The organism is Actinoplanes subglobosus, from assembly GCF_042650585.1.
Taxonomy (GTDB): domain Bacteria; phylum Actinomycetota; class Actinomycetes; order Mycobacteriales; family Micromonosporaceae; genus Actinoplanes; species Actinoplanes subglobosus.
In genome coordinates, this window is sequence record NZ_JBHSBL010000018.1 from 529772 (window position 1) to 545257 (window position 15486).

A 15486-nucleotide genomic window follows, 5' to 3' on the forward strand; every position below is an offset into this window, starting at 1 on the left:
GGTACACGTACACATGGGGGCAGTCGTTGCGGGATGCCCTGATCGACCTCGGTGAGATGCCGGCCGGTGAGGCGGAGGCCACGGTGCCACGGCCGCCGTTGCCGTACCGATGGATCCTCGGTCTTCTCACCGCCGTCCTGGTGGTGCTCCTCGGCGGTGGCGGACCGCCGCCGCAACCACCGCCCGCCCCGGTCGTCCTCCCGATCGACCTGAGCGACCAGATTCAGACCGACCGGGACCGTCTCTACGTGGTGGGGCAGCCCGAACCGTTCGGCACGGTGGTGCGGACCTACGTCATCCAGGCTTATCACCTGCCGGAGTTGACACCGCTCGCCTCCTTCCAGGTCACCGTCACCGGTGACGTCTACACGGTCGCCGGTATCGGCGACGACGTGCTGCTGGTCGGCTACAACGACACCCAATCCGCGGTCCCCGGGCTGATGGCGGTGCGGGCCGGCGTCGCGGAACCGATCTGGAAGCGGCCGGCGAGCATCTACGGCCTCACCGCCGACCGCGGCCAGTTGCTGATCCAGGAGGAGACCGTCCCGGGCCGGGCAGAGGGCCACCGCGTCTGGCGGGCCCTCGACCCGCGGACCGGGGTGGTGCGCTGGTCGGTCGAGCAGCCGGCCGGCGGCCAGGTGACGATGTCGGCCGGCTACTACTGGGCGGGCTATCCGGCGCGGTTCTTCACCGTGGACGGCGACGGGCTGGTGGAGGCCCACGACGGGCTCACCGGCACGGTCGTCACCAGCACCCGGCTGCCGCGGCCGCCCGGCGAGGACTTCGTGGCCTGGTCGATAGGCGGGCTGCTGGTCGCCGCGTACGGCGAGGACGAGACCATCGCCTACGACGATCAGACCCTGACCGAACGCTGGCGGCGCGACGACGTCGTACTCCCGGAAGGCGGCTACCCCGCCGACTGCGGCCCGATGATCTGCCTGATCGGCTTCATCAACGGCCTCAGCGTCGTCGACCCGGCCACCGGGCAGGGCCGGTGGCACACCGACGGGTACGACGCGACCGAGGTGATCGGCGACCGGGTGCTCGTCGCCCACACCAGCCAGACCGACCCGGCACTGGCCGTGGTCGACCCGCGGACCGGCGGGATCGTCGAGGTCGACGGGCAGTGGACCAGCGGCGGTCGTGGCCCGGAACCCGGCACCGCCTGGGTCTACCGCCACCAGGCCGTCGGTTACGCCCTCCGTTACGGGATCCTGCGCCTGTCCGACGGCAAGGTGCGCATCCTCGGGCAGGCCGACCGGATCGCCGGTGACTGCCAGTTCACCGCCGCGGCCATGGTCTGCCGGCGGCTGGACTCGTCGATCGCGGTCTGGCGTCTCTGACGTAGCCTGCACCTACGAGCCTGGAGGTCGCGGTGCGGGTGCTGGTGGTCGAAGACGAGCGGGACATGGCTGACGCCATCGTGCGGGGCCTGCGCCGCAAGGGGATGGCGGTGGACGTCGCCTACGACGGCCTCGAGGGCCACGAGATGGCGTACGTGACGAGGTATGACGTGGTCGTGCTCGACCGTGACCTGCCCGGCATGCACGGCGACGAGATCTGCGCGGCCCTGGTCGAGTCGGGCGCGCTGACCCGGGTGCTGATGCTGACCGCCAGTTCCTCGGTCGAGGACAAGGTGGAGGGCCTGGAGCTGGGCGCCGACGACTACCTGGCCAAGCCGTTCGACTTCAAGGAGCTGGTGGCCCGGGTGCAGGCGCTGGGCCGGCGGGCCACCCCGGTCGCGCCGCCGGTGCTCAGCGTCGGCAACCTGGTGCTCGACCAGTCGCGCCGGGTGGTGACCCGGGGCGGTGTGACGCTGGAGCTCACCAACAAGGAGTTCTGCGTGCTGGAGGAGCTGCTCAAGGCCAAGGGCGGGGTGGTGTCCAGCGAGGAGCTGCTGGAGCGGGTCTGGGATGCCAACACCGATCCGTTCACCACGACGGTCCGGGTCACCATCAACACCCTGCGCAAGAAGATCGGCGATCCACCGCTGATCGAGACCGTGGTGGGCGCCGGCTACCGGGTGCCCGAGCCGGTCGTGGCCTCGTGACCGTCTACCCCGGGCTCCGCAGTCGTGGCCTGCGGCTCGACGTGCGGCCGACGCTGCGGCTGCGGCTCACCCTGCTCAACGGGATCCTGCTGGTCGGCGCCGGTGCGGTGCTGGTGCTGCTGGCCTGGCTGCTGGTCAGCGAGTCGCTGCACCCGGTCGACGAGCTCCAGCCGGGTTCCATCGTGACGCTGACCGACGGGACCACCCACGAGGCGCTGGACTGGCAGAACGACATGGTCGCCCAGGCCTCCCGCGAGCTGCTGATCAAGGGGTTCAGCGCGCTGGCGGCGGTCGGGATCGTCGGGATCGCGTTGGCGTACGCGGTGACCGGCCGTGCCCTGCGCCCGCTGCGTGACGTCACCCAGACCGCGCAGCGGCTCGGCGAGGAGACCCTGGACCAGCGGATCCGCTACTCCGGCGCGGACGGCGAGGTGGCCGAGCTGGCCCGTACGTTCGACGCCATGCTGGACCGGCTGGCCGCCGCCTTCGAGTCGCAGAAACGGTTCGTGGCGAACGCGTCGCACGAGCTGCGTACCCCGCTCGCGGTCATGCGGACCGAGATCGACGTCACACTCAGTGACGACGAGGCGGATGTGGCCGAGTTCCGACGGATGGCCAAGGTGGTCCGCAACGCCTCGGAGCGGGCCAACGGCCTGGTCGACGCGCTGCTGGTGCTGGCCCGGTCGGAGGCGCAGTCGGGTCGCCGGCTGGTCCGCAAGGTGCCGGCCGACCTGTCGCTGAGCGTGCAGAACGCGCTGTCCGCGGTCAAGGTGGAGGCGGAGCGGCTGAAACTGGAGGTCACCACCGATCTCGGGGCCGCGCCGGTGGTCGGTGACCCGAGTCTGCTGGACCGCCTGGCGGGGAACCTGATCGAGAACGCGATCCGTTACAACCATCTACTCGGCCGGCTGTGGTTGCGCACCGAGTCGTCCGGCGGGCAGACCCGGCTGATCGTCGGCAACACCGGTTACGAGGTGGAGCCGGCCGACGTGCCGGGGCTGTTCGAGCCGTTCCGGCGGGGCGGCTGGGAGCGGACCGGGTCCCGCGGCTCGGGGCTGGGGCTCTCCATCGTGCGGGCGGTCTGCGACGCGCACGGAGGCACGGTGTCGGCGGTCGCCCAGGAGGGCGGCGGGCTGGAGGTGACGGTGGCCCTGCCGGCCGCCGACACGACACCGGTGGTGGCCGCGTCGGCGAGCGTCCCCCGCACCAGGTGAGGGGAACGCCCGCCGGGGGTCAGCTGGTCTTCTTCGACTCGATCTCGGCGCGGAGCTTCGGGAACTCGGCTTGGATGTCCGGGGCCTTCTTGAAGAACCACATGATCATCCCGACGCTGCCCTGGTCGGCCCAGCCGCAGACGGCGACGTCGATACCGGAGACCGAGCTGGTGCCGCACTGCGCGACACCGCCCAGGGTGCCGGTGTCGGCGTTGGTCAGACCGCTGATCGGCGCGTCCTTGCCGAACTCCTTGAAGGAGGCGTCCAGCTCCTGCTGCGGGTTCGCGATCAGGGCCTTGGTGGCCAGCGCGGCGACCATGCTCTCGTCGTCCGGCGAGCCGTAGAAGGCGCCGAACGAGCTCTCCGCGCCCGGGTAGGCGGCCAGGTCCTTCTCCATGTCCGCGGTCATCGCGGCGAACTCCTGGCTGTCCAGCTTCGGCCGGCCGCCGAGCGTCGCAGGCTCGGTGATGGTGACCGCGGCGGCGTCCTCGATCGCGTCCTTGGTGAAGAAGACGACAGCGGTGATGCCACCGATGCAGAGGACCGCGAGGACGCCCAGCGTGATCAGGATGATCGGCAGGACCCGTGACTTGCGCTTCGGCGGGAGCGGCGCCGGCGGGAACCCACCGGGCGGCGGGCCGAAGCCGGGCGGGGGCGGGGGCTGCTGGCCGTACTGTGCGGGCTCCTGGCCGTACTGCTGGCCGTACTGCGGCTGCTGCGGCTGCTGCGGCTGACCGTACGGCGGCGGCGGAGGCTGCTGCCCGAACGGCTGCTGGGGCGGCGGGAATCCGGAAGGGTTCGGCTCACCGGGGGGTGGCGGGTATGTCATCGATGCTCCAGAGCTTGTGATGTCGGTGGATACTACCGACGAACCGGCGGCCCGGCGGCCCGCTGACGAGTGAAAACGTGATGCCCCCACACCTGGACCAGGCGCGGGGGCATCACGTGCACCATGTGCGTCAGGAGCGGACGTTCGCCACTCCGTCGGCGAGGAACCGCTTGCCGGTGACCTTCTCCGCGGTGCCGCTGCGGTCCAGGTACGGCGTGACGCCACCCAGGTGGAACGGGTAGCCGGCGCCCAGGATCATGCACAGGTCGATGTCCTGTGCCTCCGCGACCACGCCCTCGTCGAGCATGATCCGGATCTCCTCGGCCAGGCCGTCGAGCGCCTTCTGGCGGACCTCGTCGGCGGTGAGCGGCGCGTCGCCGACCTCCAGCAGCGCGACGACCTCGGGGTTGATCTCCTTGTCCACCATCACCGGCAGCTTGGAGTCGACGATGCGCTTGAGGTTGGGGGAGTCCACGTACCGGTCCGGGAACGCGGCGTGCAACGTCTCGCCCACGTGGTAGGCCACGGCCGGGCCGACCAGCTGGAGCAGGGCGATCGGCCGCATCGGCAGACCCAGCGGGTCCATCGCCACGTTCACCACGTCCAGCGGGGTGCCCGCGTCGACGGCCTGGAAGATCTCGCTGGTGACCCGGGTCAGCAGGCGGTTGACCACGAACGCCGGGGCGTCCTTGACCAGCACCGACGACTTCTTGAGGGTCTTGCCGACCTCGAACGCGGTGGCCAGCGTCGCGTCGTCGGTCTTCTCGCCGCGGATGATCTCCAGCAGCGGGAGGACGGCGACCGGGTTGAAGAAGTGGAAGCCGACGACCCGCTCGGGGTGCTCCAGGTCGGCCGCCATCTCGGTGATCGACAGCGAGCTGGTGTTGGTCGCCAGGATCGCCTCGGGCTTCACGATCTTCTCGAACTCGGCCCAGATCTGCTTCTTCAGGTCGAGGTTCTCGAAGACGGCCTCGATCACGAAGTCGGCGTCGGCGAAGACGGACTTGTCGACCGAGCCGCTGACCAGCAGGCGCAGCTTGGCGGCGGTGCCCTCGTCCATCCGCTTCTTCGCGACCAGCTTGTCGATCTCGGCGTGCACGTAGCCCACGCCCTTGTCGACCCGCTCCTGGTCGAGGTCGGTGAGGACCACCGGGACCTGGAGGCGGCGCAGGAACAGCAGGGCCAGCTGCGAGGCCATCAGACCGGCGCCGATGATGCCGACCTTGGTGACCTTGCGGGCCAGCGACTTGTCCGGCACACCGACCGGGCGCTTGGCGCGCCGCTGGACCAGGTCGAACGAGTACAGGCTGGCCCGGGACTCGTCACCCAGGATCAGGTCGGCGAGGGCCTCGGTCTCGGCCGCGGTGCCGTCCTCGAAGGAGGCGGTCTTGGCCAGCGCGAGCAGCTCGACGGCCTTGTTGGCGGCCGGGACGGCGCCGTGCAGCTTCTCGTCCAGCATCGCCTTGACGAACTCCAGGACGCCGTCCCAGTCCTTGCGCTCGATCTCCGGGCGCTCCACCGTGACGTCACCCTTGACCACACCGGCCGCCCAGGCCAGCGAGTCCTCCAGGAAGTCGGCCGCCTCGAAGAGGGCGTCGGCGACACCCATCTCCTTGGCCTGCTTCGGCCGCAGCTGCTTCTGGGTCAGCGGGTTCTGCAGGATGACCGTGGCCGCGTTGATGATGCCGATCAGGTTCGGCAGGATCTGCGAGCCACCCCAGCCGGGGATCAGGCCGATCGCGACCTCGGGCAGCGCCAGGGCGGCCGCACCGGTCGAGACGGTCCGGTAGTGGCAGTGCAGCGCCACCTCGAGACCGCCACCCATCGCCGCGCCGTTGATGAACGCGAACGTCGGGATGGTGGAGGAACGGAGCCGCGCGAAGACCCGGTGGCCCAGCTCGCCCAGAGCGACGGCCTGCTCGCGGGAGTTGATCAGCGGCATGCCGGTGATGTCGGCCCCGACGCAGAAGATGTACGGCTTGCCGGTGACCGCGATGAACGCCGGGTCCGCCTCGGTCGCCGCCGTGATCGCCTCGTCCAGCGACTTCAGGCCGCCCGGGCCGAAGCTGTTCGGCTTCTTGTAGTCGAAGCCGTTGTCGAGGGTGATCAGCGCCGCCGGCTTGTCCAGCCCGGGCACCTGGACCAGGCGGAGGATCGCCTTGGTGACTACCTCGTTCGGGTTCTCGATCACTTGGCCGCGCCTTCCCAGTACGGGTTCTCCCAGATAACGGTGCCGCCCATGCCGATGCCGATGCACATGGCGTTGATGCCGTAGCGCACGTCGGGGCGCTCGGCGAACTGCCGCGCCAGCTGCGTCATCAGGCGGATCGCCGAGGACGCGAGCGGGTGGCCGATGGCGATCGCGCCGCCCCACGGGTTGACCCGCGGGTCGTCGTCGGCGATGCCGTAGTGGTCGAGGAAGGCCAGCACCTGGATCGCGAAGGCCTCGTTCAGCTCGAACAGGCCGATGTCGTCGATGGTGAGACCGGCCTTCTTCAGCGCCTTCTCGGTCGACGGGATCGGGCCGTAACCCATGATCTCCGGCTCGACGCCGACGAACGCGTAGGAGACCATCCGCATGGCGACCGGCAGGCCCAGCTCACGGGCGGTCGCCTCGTCGGCCAGGATCGCCGCGGTCGCGCCGTCGTTGAGACCGGCCGCGTTGCCGGCGGTGACCCGGCCGTGCGGGCGGAACGGGGTCTTCAGGGTGGCCAGCTTCTCCAGCGACGTCTGGCGCGGGGCCTCGTCGACGGTGGCCAGGCCCCAGCCCAGCTCGGCCGAGCGGATCGCGACCGGCACCAGGTCCGGCTGGATCTTGCCGTCGGCGTACGCCTTGGCGGTCTTGATCTGGGAGTTGAGGCCGTACTTGTCGGCCCGCTCCTTGGTGATGTGCGGCAGACGGTCGTGCAGGTTCTCCGCCGTCGAGCCCATCACCAGGGCGGACGGGTCGACCAGCTTCTCGGCCAGGATCCGCGGGTTGGGGTCGACGCCCTCGCCCATCGGGTGCCGGCCCATGTGCTCGACGCCACCGGCGATGGCGATGTCGTACGCGCCCATCGCGATCCCGCCGGCGACATTGGTCACCGCGGTCATGGCGCCCGCGCACATCCGGTCGACGGAGTAGCCGGGGGTGGTCTTCGGCAGGCCGGAGAGCAGCGCGGCGGTCCGGCCGAGTGTCAGGCCCTGGTCGCCGATCTGGGTGGTGGCCGCGATCGCGACCTCCTCCACCTTCTCGGGCGGGAGGTTGGGATTCCGCTTGAGCAGTTCGCGCATGCAGCGGATCACCAGGTCGTCGGCGCGGGTCTCGGCATACATGCCGCCCGCCTTGCCGAACGGGGTGCGGACGCCGTCGACGAAGACGACCTCGCGTACTTCACGGGGCACAGCAAGCCTCCTTGCGGGCGTGAACCCAAATGTGTCGGCAATGCTACTCGCCAGTAACTAGTAGCGGCCAGGGGCTCCGAGAAAAGGTCACATTCGCCGAGCCGTACGTCATCATCGACCCCGCGAACCGGGACTGAACGGAAAATCGGGTACCAGCCGAACCGGTGTGTGAAGTCACCGGTCGAGGGACCGTGCAGGGCCCCTGAGCACCGATAAGATCCATCGACTTCACGATTTCTGGAGCGTCGATGACGTACCCACCGCACCCCGGTGAGCACAACCCCGGCTACCCGACGAGTGGGCAGCCCGCCGGCTGGGGCCCACCCCAGCCGCCGCCGTACCCTCCGCAGCCCGATCCCACCATGCAGTACCCGGGACAGCCGCAGGCGTACGACCCCAACCAGCAGTACGCCCCACCCCCGCAGTACGGCTTCCCGCCGCCGCCCCCACCGAAATCGAAGATGACGCCGATCGTCATCAGCGTGGTGGCGCTGTGCCTGGTCCTCTGCGTCGGCGTGGTCACCTCGCTCTACCTGATCGGCAAGAACGCGTCCGAGGAGGCCAAGGACGCCGTCGACGCGGTCTCCACCGGCGGCACGCGCACCGAGTCCACCACCGAACCCACGGTGGCGCCCACCACCACGCCGCCGCGGGCCACCATCACGATCACCGAGCCGGCCAAGCTCGGCGGCCGTCCCAAGCTGACCGACGCCGAGTTCGCCGACATCACCGAGGAACTCCGCGACAGCATCGCCGACGAGTACGGCGCGCAGGGCTCGGTCGGCGCGTTCTACGGTGACCTCGACAACGAGAACATCGTCATCGCGATCGCCGTCGAGACCGAGGTGCCTCTGCCGCAGGTGGCCCTCGCCGGCACCTTCGCCGGCGTCGGCAGCGGTGGCCTCAAGGTCACCAACCTGACCGAGGCCCCGACGGGCCGACTCGGCGGCGCTGCCAAGTGCGGGGACGCCGACGCCGAGGGTGTCGACGTCGCGGTCTGCAGCTGGGCCGACGAGGGCAGCATCGGCATGATCATGTGGTACTTCAAGAAGGCCAAGCAGGTGAAGGCCGAGTTCCCCAAGCTGCGGGCTCAGATCGAGACCAAGAGCTGATCACGGGGTACGGACGAGGCCCGGCCCATCAAGGCCGGGCCTTCCTGTCGGTGACCACCGCATTCAGCCCGGCGGTCGCGGTTCGGCCGGGAGCGCCGCGGACATCGCGGTGATGCCACGGTGCTCCTGACGTCCGTACCGCGGAAGAGATCTAAGCCGGATCCGGCAGGATCTCGGTGAGCTGATCGGCGAGCAACCCCACCTGCCAGTTGCGGGCACCGAAACCGCGCAGCGTGTCACCGACCGTGCGGGAGCTGATCTCGTCCGGCGGCGACCACGCCAGGCGGCGGATGAAGTCCGGGCTGATCAGGTTCTCCGGCGGCAGGTTGTGCTGCTCGGCGATGGCGACGACGACCTGGCGGCAGCGGGCCAGCCGGGCCGCGGCGACCGGGTCACGCTCGGCCCAGCGGTGCGGCGGTGGCGGTCCTTCGACCGGCTGATTCACCGGGAGGGCATCGTCGGGCAGGGAACGCGCCTGGTCGAGGGCGTCCAGCCAGATCCGGGCGAGCCGGCGCACCGAGCGCCCACCGAAGCCGGGAATGCCGAGCAGGGTGCGCTCGTCCTTCGGATCCGACTCGGCGGCCGCGACGATCGCCGAGTCGGGCAGAACCCGGCCGGGCGCCGAGTCGCGGCGGGCGGCGACACCGTCACGCGCATACCAGAGCGCGCGGACCCGGGACTGGGCGCGCGCGCCGCGGACCCGGTGGATGCCGGACGTGCGGCGCCACGGGTCGGGGCGGACCCGCGGCGGGCGGTCGGCGCCGGCGACCAGGGCGGCGAACTCCTCGGCCGCCCACGCCGTCTTGTCCTGGCGCTCCAACTCGTCGGCGAGCATGTCCCGCAGGTCGGTCAGCAGCTCCACGTCGAGGGCGGCATAGGTGAGCCACGACTCGGGCAGCGGCCGGGTCGACCAGTCCGCCGCCGAATGGTGTTTCTCCAGCGAATAGCCGAGCAGCTGCTCGGTGAGCGCGGCCAGGCCGACCCGCTCGAACCCGGCCAGCCGGGCGGCCAGCTCGGTGTCGAACAGCCGGCGTGGTCGCATGCCCAGCTCGGCCAGGCAGGGCAGGTCCTGGCTGGCGGCGTGCAGCACCCACTCGGTGTCGGCGAGGGCCGCGTCGAGGGTGCGCAGATCGTCGAGCGGCAGCGGGTCGATGAGTACCGTGCCGGAGCCGGCGCGGCGCAACTGCACGAGGTAGGCGCGCTGGGTGTAGCGGTACCCGGAGGCGCGCTCGGCGTCCACGGCTATCGGGCCGGTGCCGGCCGCCATCCGGGAGACCACGTCGGCCAGCTCGGCCGGGGTCTCCACCGGAGCGGGCGTGCCGTCACGCGGGGCGGTCAGGGGTGTCGCGGGGCGAGAGTCCTCGGGACCGCCAGATGTCGGGTCGGGCGGCACAACGTGCGGTCCGTCCCCTGCCGTGTCCGGCGAGTCCCGACGGCGCAGGGGTGCTTCGTCGGTCACTCCGTAACCGTACGGGGGTAGCACCCCCGCTGTGCGCAGCAGGGCTCCCGGCGCGTCGATTCTCGATCTTCCGGGGGGTTCATCCGTTTGCGGCTCCGGTCCGTACCCACTGTCGCAGCGCCGAGACCACCGGGAGGCCGCGCCGTATGTCCAGCCCGTTCGAGCCCTTCACACCAGCCAACGGGGGGCGTCGTGCCCAGGAGTGGAACTGGCAGGAGGAGCAGTACCCGGCGTCGGACCCGTGGTCTCAGCAGCAGCAGTACCAGCAGTACCACCAGCCTCAATACCAGCAGCAGTACCAGTATCAGCAGCCGGTCTACGAGGCCCCCCAGCAGCCCCAGTACCAGCAGGCCTACACCCCACCGGAACCGCGCGAGCGCAAGAGCCGGTACAAGCCGATCCTCTTCGGGCTGGTCGCCGCCCTGGTCCTGGTCTCTGGCTGGCAGGCGTTCCGGGTGGAGCAGATCATCCAGAACAGCGACGAAATCGCCGACACGGTCAACGCCTCCAAGGACCGCGTCGAGAAGCTGGAGAAACAGCAGACCTCGGCCAACTTCGACTCGGAGGGCATCGCCGAGGACGTGCTGCCCAGTGTCTTCCGGGTACGGGCCGGCGAGTTCACCGGCACCGCGTTCGCGGTCAGCGAGGCCAACGGGCGAACCAGCCTGTTCACCAACTTCCACGTGGTGGAGGAGACGTTCGACGGCGGCGAGCGGCAGGTGACGCTGGAACGCGGCAACACCCGGATCAACGCGACCATCGTCAAGGTGGACCAGGACAAGGACCTGGCCCTGCTGCGGGCCAACCGGGAGATCAAGGCGCTCGGCATCGCCGCCGGCGAGGTGAAATCCGGCCAGCAGGTGCTGGTCGCCGGCGCGCCGCTCGGCCTCGAGGACTCGGTCACCACCGGTGTGATCAGCGCGTTCCGCAACACCGAGGACGGGCCCACGATCCAGTTCGACGCCCCGATCAACCCGGGCAACTCCGGCGGGCCGGTGATCAACTCAAGTCGCGAGGTGGTCGGCATCGCCACGGCGAAGGCCCGCGACGCCGAGGGCATCGGCCTGGCCATCCCGATCGAGGTGGCCTGCGAGACCCTCGGGGCCTGCGGAAACGGCTAGACCCGCAACTGCCGGTCGCTGATCGAGGCGACTCCGGGCGGTGGCAGGCCGGCCGTGGAGGCGAGCATCGCCAGCCAGCCACGCAGGTGCGCACCGAAGTCGCCGGACGTCGGCGTCCAGGACGCCCGCACCTCCAGGTCGGCGGTCGGGTCCGGGCCGGCCAGCTCGCCGAACCGGGTCGACGCGGTCTGCGTGACCGTGCCGCCGATCGCCGTGTAGGCCGCCGCGTGCTGGTCCAACCCGTCGGTCAGCCAGGTCCAGGCCACCTCGGGCAGGAGCGGGTCGGAGGCCAGATCGTCCTCCAGCTCCGCCGTGATCAGGGTGACCAGCCGCAGGTCGCCGCGCCAGGCGTCGTGCCCGGCCGGGTCGTGCAGCAGGATGAGCCGGCCGCTCGCCACCTCGTCACCGGCACGGAGCACGGTGGCGCTGAGAGCGAACGCGAACGGCGCGAGCCGCTGGGGCGCGGCGATCTCCTCGAGCAGGATCTCCGGCCGCGGCGACTCCGCGCGCAACCCGGCCACGGCGCGGGTGAACGCCTCGGGGGCAGCGGAGGGGGACGCCATGGGGGAAGCCTATGCCGATCTCGCCGCCGTCCCGTGCTCGGCGCGCCGCCGGGACGATTCACTCGCGTGGCACGATGTTTCGGTGACGGTTCTTGAGGATTCCCCCTTCGTCCGGGCGTGTCGTGGTCTGCCCGTTACGCACACACCGGTCTGGTTCATGCGGCAGGCCGGGCGTTCGCTGCCGGAGTACCGCAAGATCCGCGAGGGCGTCGGCATGCTCGAGTCGTGCCGCCGGCCCGACCTGGTCACCGAGATCACCCTGCAGCCGGTGCGACGGCACAACGTGGACGCGGCGATCTTCTTCAGCGACATCGTGGTGCCGATCGCGGCGGCCGGCATCGATCTGGACATCGTCGCCGGCACCGGCCCGGTGGTCGCCGAGCCGATCCGCGCCGAGTCCGACCTGGCCCGGCTGCGCGAGCTCGTCCCGGCCGACGTCGGCTTCGTCACCGAGGCGATCGAGCTGCTCGTCGCCGAGCTCGGCAAGACCCCCCTGATCGGCTTCGCCGGAGCGCCGTTCACGCTGGCCAGCTACCTCATCGAGGGCGGTCCCTCACGGACCTACCTCAAGACCAAGGCGATGATGTACGGGGCACCCGACCTGTGGAACGCCCTGCTCACCCGCCTCGCCGACATCACGCTGACGTTCCTGCGCGTCCAGGTGGACGCCGGGGTCAGCGCCGTCCAGCTCTTCGACTCGTGGGCGGGCGCGCTCTCCGAAGCCGACTACCGCAGTCACGTCATGCCCCACTCGGCGCGGGTGCTCAACGGCCTGATCGACGCCGGCGTGCCCCGGATCCACTTCGGTGTCGGCACCGGCCTGCTGCTGGAGGCGATGGGTGAGGCCGGCGCCGACGTCGTCGGCGTGGACTGGCGCACACCGCTGGACGAGGCGACCCGGCGGATCGGCCCGGACCGCGCGGTGCAGGGCAACCTGGACCCGGCGATCCTCTTCGCGGGCTGGGAGACCGTCGAGAGGGAGACCCGCCGGGTGCTGGCGCAGGGGAAGTCGGCCCCGGGGCACGTCTTCAATCTCGGCCACGGCGTCATGCCGGAGACCGATCCGGAGATCCTGACCCGGCTGGTGGCGCTGGTGCACGAGGTTTCCGGGTCCTAGGACCCTGCCGGGCGGCGTCACAGCGGTGGACCCTGCAGTTCGGTGTCGGGCGCGACCTGGGAGTGTGAAGAGCGTGCGTAAGCGGATCGCGGTCATCGGCGGCGGCATCGCGGGCCTTGCGGCGGCGGTGCGGCTGCGGGATCTCCACCCGTCCGGGACCGACATCGTCGTGTACGAGCGGAGCAGCGCCCCCGGTGGCAAGCTCCAGACCGGTGAGCTGGGCGGACGCCGGGTCGAGCGGGGCGCCGAGTCGTTTCTGAACAGTGGCTCCGACGGCGCCGGGTCGGCGGCGGTGGCACTGGTCCAGCGGCTCGGCCTCGGTGACGCCCTGGTGCATCCGGCGGGCCGTCCGGCGGCTCTGGCCCTCGGCGGCCGGCTCGCCCCGATTCCGGGCGGCACCCTGGTCGGGGTGCCCGGCGACCTGTCCGCCCTGGACGGTGTGGCCCGGCCGGCCGGTGGCGCCGATGTGGACCGCGGGGTCCCGCTGCTGGCGCCGGGCGCCGACGTGGCGGTCGGTGCGCTGGTCCGCGAGCGTTACGGTGACGAGGTGGTGGACCGGCTGGTCGACCCGATGCTCGGCGGGGTCTACGCGGGGCGTGCCGACCGGCTGTCGCTGCGGGTGACGATGCCACAGCTGGCGTTCACTGCGGAGACCGAGCACACCCTGGCCGGTGCGGTCCGTGCGGCGCAGGCGCGTGGCCGGCGGACACCGGGGCGGCCGGTCTTCGCGGCTGTCGACGGTGGGATGAGCCGTCTGGTCGGTGCCGCCGTGTCGGCGTCCGGGGCGCGCCTGGTGCTCGGGCTGCCGGTGCGCGAGCTTTCCCGTACCCCTGAGGGTCGTTGGAAGTTGATCTTTGGGTCGGCGCCGGCGCCGCGGGTGGACGAGGTGGACGCGGTGATCCTGGCGGTCCCGGCCAAGCCGGCGGCGCGGTTGCTCGGTGCGGCGGGCGCGGAGATCGCGGCCCTGGAGTACGCGAGTGTCGCCCTCGCCGCCCTGGCCCTGCCGCCCGGCACGATGTTGCCCGACCTGTCCGGTTTCCTGGTTCCGCCGGGGGAGGGCACGCTGGTCAAGGCGGCCACGTTCTTCACCACCAAGTGGCCGCACCTGGCGCAGGGCCCCGGCCCGGTGGTCGTGCGGGTGTCGCTGGGACGTGCCGGTGAGGAGGAGCGGCTGCAGCTCGACGACGCGTCGCTGCTGGCCGTGGCCCGCCGGGAGCTGGGTGAGCTGATCGGTGCCGCCCTGCCGGAGCCCGCGGAGTCGTGGGTGCAGCGCTGGGGTGGTGGCCTCCCGCAGTACGCGCCGGGTCACGCCGACCGGGTGGCGCGGCTGCGGGCCGGGTTGCCGGAGGGGCTGGCGGTGGCCGGTGCGGCCTTCGACGGTGTCGGCATCCCGGTGTGTGTGGCCAGCGGAGAGCGTGCGGCGGACGATGTGAGCAAGTTCCTGGAGGGAAATCGATGACCGAGCAGACCAATGCTTCCCGCATCAAAGAGCTGAACGCGACCATCCGGTACACGATGTGGTCGGTGTTCCGGGCGTCGTCGCCGCTGCCGGCGTTGCGTGACGAGCTGGCCGGTGAGGTCGACGGCCTGTTCGAGCAGCTGGCGGGCAAGGACGTGACGATCCGCGGCACCTATGACGTGTCCGGGCTGCGTGCCGACGCCGACATCATGGTGTGGTGGCACTCCAGTTCGTCGGATGCGCTGCAGGACGCCTACGGGCTGTTCCGCCGGACCGCGCTGGGCCGCCACCTGGAGCCGGTCTGGTCGCAGATGGCGCTGCACCGCCCGGCTGAGTTCAACCGCAGCCACCTGCCGGCCTTCCTCGCTGGTGAGGATCCCCGCGCCTACCTGTGCGTCTACCCGTTCGTGCGCTCCTACGACTGGTATGTGCTGCCCGACGAGGAGCGGCGGGCGATGCTGGCCGAGCACGGCCAGATGGCCCGGCCGTACCCGGACGTGCGGGCCAACACGGTCGCGTCGTTCGCGCTAGGCGACTACGAGTGGATGCTCGCGTTCGAGGCCGACGAGTTGCACCGGATCGTCGACCTGATGCGTGACCTGCGGGCGTCGAAGGCGCGGCTGCACGTTCGCGAGGAGGTGCCGTTCTACACCGGCCGCCGCCGTTCGGTCACTGAGCTGATCGCGAACCTTCCCTGATCATCGGGACGTGGGGGATGCCGTCCTCCAGGTACTCGGGTCCGTTCACGACGTACCCGAACCGGCCGTAGAAGTCGCTCAGGTGGGCCTGGGCGTGCAGGACGCTGGGGCGATTGCCGATCACGGTGATCGCCTCAGTGATCAGGCGCCCGGCCAGACCGGCGCCGCGGGCTTCCGGGGCGGTCACCACCCGGCCGATCCGCTCCACCCCGTGGTCGCTGAGAATCCGCAGGTAGGCCCGGACCTTCTTGCCCTGGGCGAACCATAGATGCCGGGTTCCGGGCTCGTTGTCCCGTCCGTCCGGATCCAGATAGGCGCATTCCTGCTCGACCACGAAGACCTCGCTGCGAAGCTTGAGAATTTCGTAGAGGGTGGTGGTGTCCAGGTCGCGGAAGGACGCCACGCGCAGCTCGTCATGAGGTTCGGGATGCATCGGCACAACATACGCGGCAGTGCGACGTTGTACCGGTGAAGGGAGGG

At 70.9% G+C, this 15486-nt stretch carries 14 protein-coding genes; 8 read left to right on the forward strand and 6 right to left on the reverse strand.

Going from position 1 to position 15486, the window contains the following annotated elements:
* Window positions 1-26 precede the first annotated feature (26 nt).
* The 3 genes from ACFO0C_RS24325 to ACFO0C_RS24335 are packed head-to-tail and all read left to right on the forward strand — an operon-like array spanning window position 27 to window position 3264.
* Window positions 27-1343, forward strand: a complete 1317-nt coding sequence (locus ACFO0C_RS24325; RefSeq protein ID WP_378068950.1) for an outer membrane protein assembly factor BamB family protein — start codon at window positions 27-29, stop codon at window positions 1341-1343.
* A gap of 32 nt (window positions 1344-1375) precedes the next feature.
* Complete coding sequence (locus ACFO0C_RS24330) at window positions 1376-2050, forward strand: response regulator transcription factor (RefSeq protein ID WP_378068951.1); 675 nt, start codon at window positions 1376-1378, stop codon at window positions 2048-2050.
* Window positions 2047-3264 (forward strand): sensor histidine kinase, encoded by a 1218-nt coding sequence (locus tag ACFO0C_RS24335; protein WP_378068952.1) that lies wholly within the window; start codon window positions 2047-2049, stop codon window positions 3262-3264. Before ACFO0C_RS24330 ends, ACFO0C_RS24335 begins: the two co-directional genes overlap by 4 nt.
* A 19-nt stretch (window positions 3265-3283) precedes the next feature.
* Here ACFO0C_RS24335 and ACFO0C_RS24340 read toward each other — a convergent pair whose 3' ends face one another.
* The 3 genes from ACFO0C_RS24340 to ACFO0C_RS24350 all read right to left on the reverse strand — a co-directional run bounded on the left by ACFO0C_RS24340 (window position 3284) and on the right by ACFO0C_RS24350 (window position 7477).
* The gene (locus ACFO0C_RS24340; RefSeq protein WP_378068953.1) at window positions 3284-4093 is read right to left on the reverse strand and encodes a hypothetical protein; all 810 of its coding nucleotides are present in this window, start codon (window positions 4091-4093) and stop codon (window positions 3284-3286) included.
* Window positions 4094-4223: 130 nt separating this feature from the next.
* Window positions 4224-6284 (reverse strand): 3-hydroxyacyl-CoA dehydrogenase NAD-binding domain-containing protein, encoded by a 2061-nt coding sequence (locus ACFO0C_RS24345; RefSeq protein ID WP_378068954.1) that lies wholly within the window; start codon window positions 6282-6284, stop codon window positions 4224-4226.
* Window positions 6281-7477, reverse strand: coding sequence for a thiolase family protein (locus ACFO0C_RS24350; RefSeq protein ID WP_378068955.1), 1197 nt, complete (start codon window positions 7475-7477; stop codon window positions 6281-6283). Before ACFO0C_RS24350 ends, ACFO0C_RS24345 begins: the two co-directional genes overlap by 4 nt.
* 248 nt (window positions 7478-7725) lie before the next feature.
* On the opposite strand from ACFO0C_RS24350, the gene ACFO0C_RS24355 reads away from it, so the two are divergent.
* Window positions 7726-8589 carry a hypothetical protein gene (locus ACFO0C_RS24355; RefSeq protein WP_378068956.1) on the forward strand — a complete coding sequence of 288 codons (864 nt, stop codon included), beginning with the start codon at window positions 7726-7728 and terminating at the stop codon, window positions 8587-8589.
* A 151-nt stretch (window positions 8590-8740) separates the two neighbouring features.
* On the opposite strand, the gene ACFO0C_RS24360 is transcribed toward ACFO0C_RS24355, so the two are convergent.
* Complete coding sequence (locus ACFO0C_RS24360; RefSeq protein WP_378068957.1) at window positions 8741-10048, reverse strand: ribonuclease D; 1308 nt, start codon at window positions 10046-10048, stop codon at window positions 8741-8743.
* 146 nt (window positions 10049-10194) lie between these two features.
* Between ACFO0C_RS24360 and ACFO0C_RS24365 the strand changes: the two genes are divergently transcribed.
* The gene (locus ACFO0C_RS24365) at window positions 10195-11169 is read left to right on the forward strand and encodes a S1C family serine protease (protein WP_378068958.1); all 975 of its coding nucleotides are present in this window, start codon (window positions 10195-10197) and stop codon (window positions 11167-11169) included.
* Here ACFO0C_RS24365 and ACFO0C_RS24370 read toward each other — a convergent pair.
* Window positions 11166-11732, reverse strand: a complete 567-nt coding sequence (locus tag ACFO0C_RS24370) for a DUF3000 domain-containing protein (RefSeq protein ID WP_378068959.1) — start codon at window positions 11730-11732, stop codon at window positions 11166-11168. The genes ACFO0C_RS24365 and ACFO0C_RS24370 overlap by 4 nt on opposite strands.
* 82 nt (window positions 11733-11814) lie before the next feature.
* Here ACFO0C_RS24370 and hemE point away from each other — a divergent pair, with 82 nt between their 5' ends.
* The 3 genes from hemE (at window position 11815) to hemQ (ending at window position 15006) form a co-directional block, all read left to right on the forward strand.
* Complete coding sequence (hemE, locus tag ACFO0C_RS24375; RefSeq protein ID WP_378068960.1) at window positions 11815-12849, forward strand: uroporphyrinogen decarboxylase; 1035 nt, start codon at window positions 11815-11817, stop codon at window positions 12847-12849.
* 73 nt (window positions 12850-12922) lie between these two features.
* Window positions 12923-14308, forward strand: a complete 1386-nt coding sequence (hemG, locus tag ACFO0C_RS24380) for a protoporphyrinogen oxidase (protein ID WP_378068961.1) — start codon at window positions 12923-12925, stop codon at window positions 14306-14308.
* Window positions 14305-15006 (forward strand): hydrogen peroxide-dependent heme synthase, encoded by a 702-nt coding sequence (hemQ, locus tag ACFO0C_RS24385; RefSeq protein ID WP_378068962.1) that lies wholly within the window; start codon window positions 14305-14307, stop codon window positions 15004-15006. The genes hemG and hemQ overlap by 4 nt, the downstream gene beginning before the upstream one ends.
* On the opposite strand, the gene ACFO0C_RS24390 is transcribed toward hemQ, so the two are convergent.
* Window positions 14978-15439, reverse strand: a complete 462-nt coding sequence (locus ACFO0C_RS24390) for a GNAT family N-acetyltransferase (protein WP_378068963.1) — start codon at window positions 15437-15439, stop codon at window positions 14978-14980. The genes hemQ and ACFO0C_RS24390 overlap by 29 nt on opposite strands.
* Window positions 15440-15486 lie beyond the last annotated feature (47 nt).

What these genes read in the sequence shown, in the direction of transcription:
- ACFO0C_RS24340 (WP_378068953.1), bottom strand. Translation starts at nt 4,093, where the DNA reads ATGACATACCCGCCACCCCCCGGTGAGCCGAACCCTTCCGGATTCCCG.
- ACFO0C_RS24390 (WP_378068963.1), bottom strand. Translation starts at nt 15,439, where the DNA reads ATGCATCCCGAACCTCATGACGAGCTGCGCGTGGCGTCCTTCCGCGAC.
- hemQ (WP_378068962.1), top strand. Translation starts at nt 14,305, where the DNA reads ATGACCGAGCAGACCAATGCTTCCCGCATCAAAGAGCTGAACGCGACC.
- ACFO0C_RS24370 (WP_378068959.1), bottom strand. Translation starts at nt 11,732, where the DNA reads ATGGCGTCCCCCTCCGCTGCCCCCGAGGCGTTCACCCGCGCCGTGGCC.
- ACFO0C_RS24355 (WP_378068956.1), top strand. Translation starts at nt 7,726, where the DNA reads ATGACGTACCCACCGCACCCCGGTGAGCACAACCCCGGCTACCCGACG.
- ACFO0C_RS24365 (WP_378068958.1), top strand. Translation starts at nt 10,195, where the DNA reads ATGTCCAGCCCGTTCGAGCCCTTCACACCAGCCAACGGGGGGCGTCGT.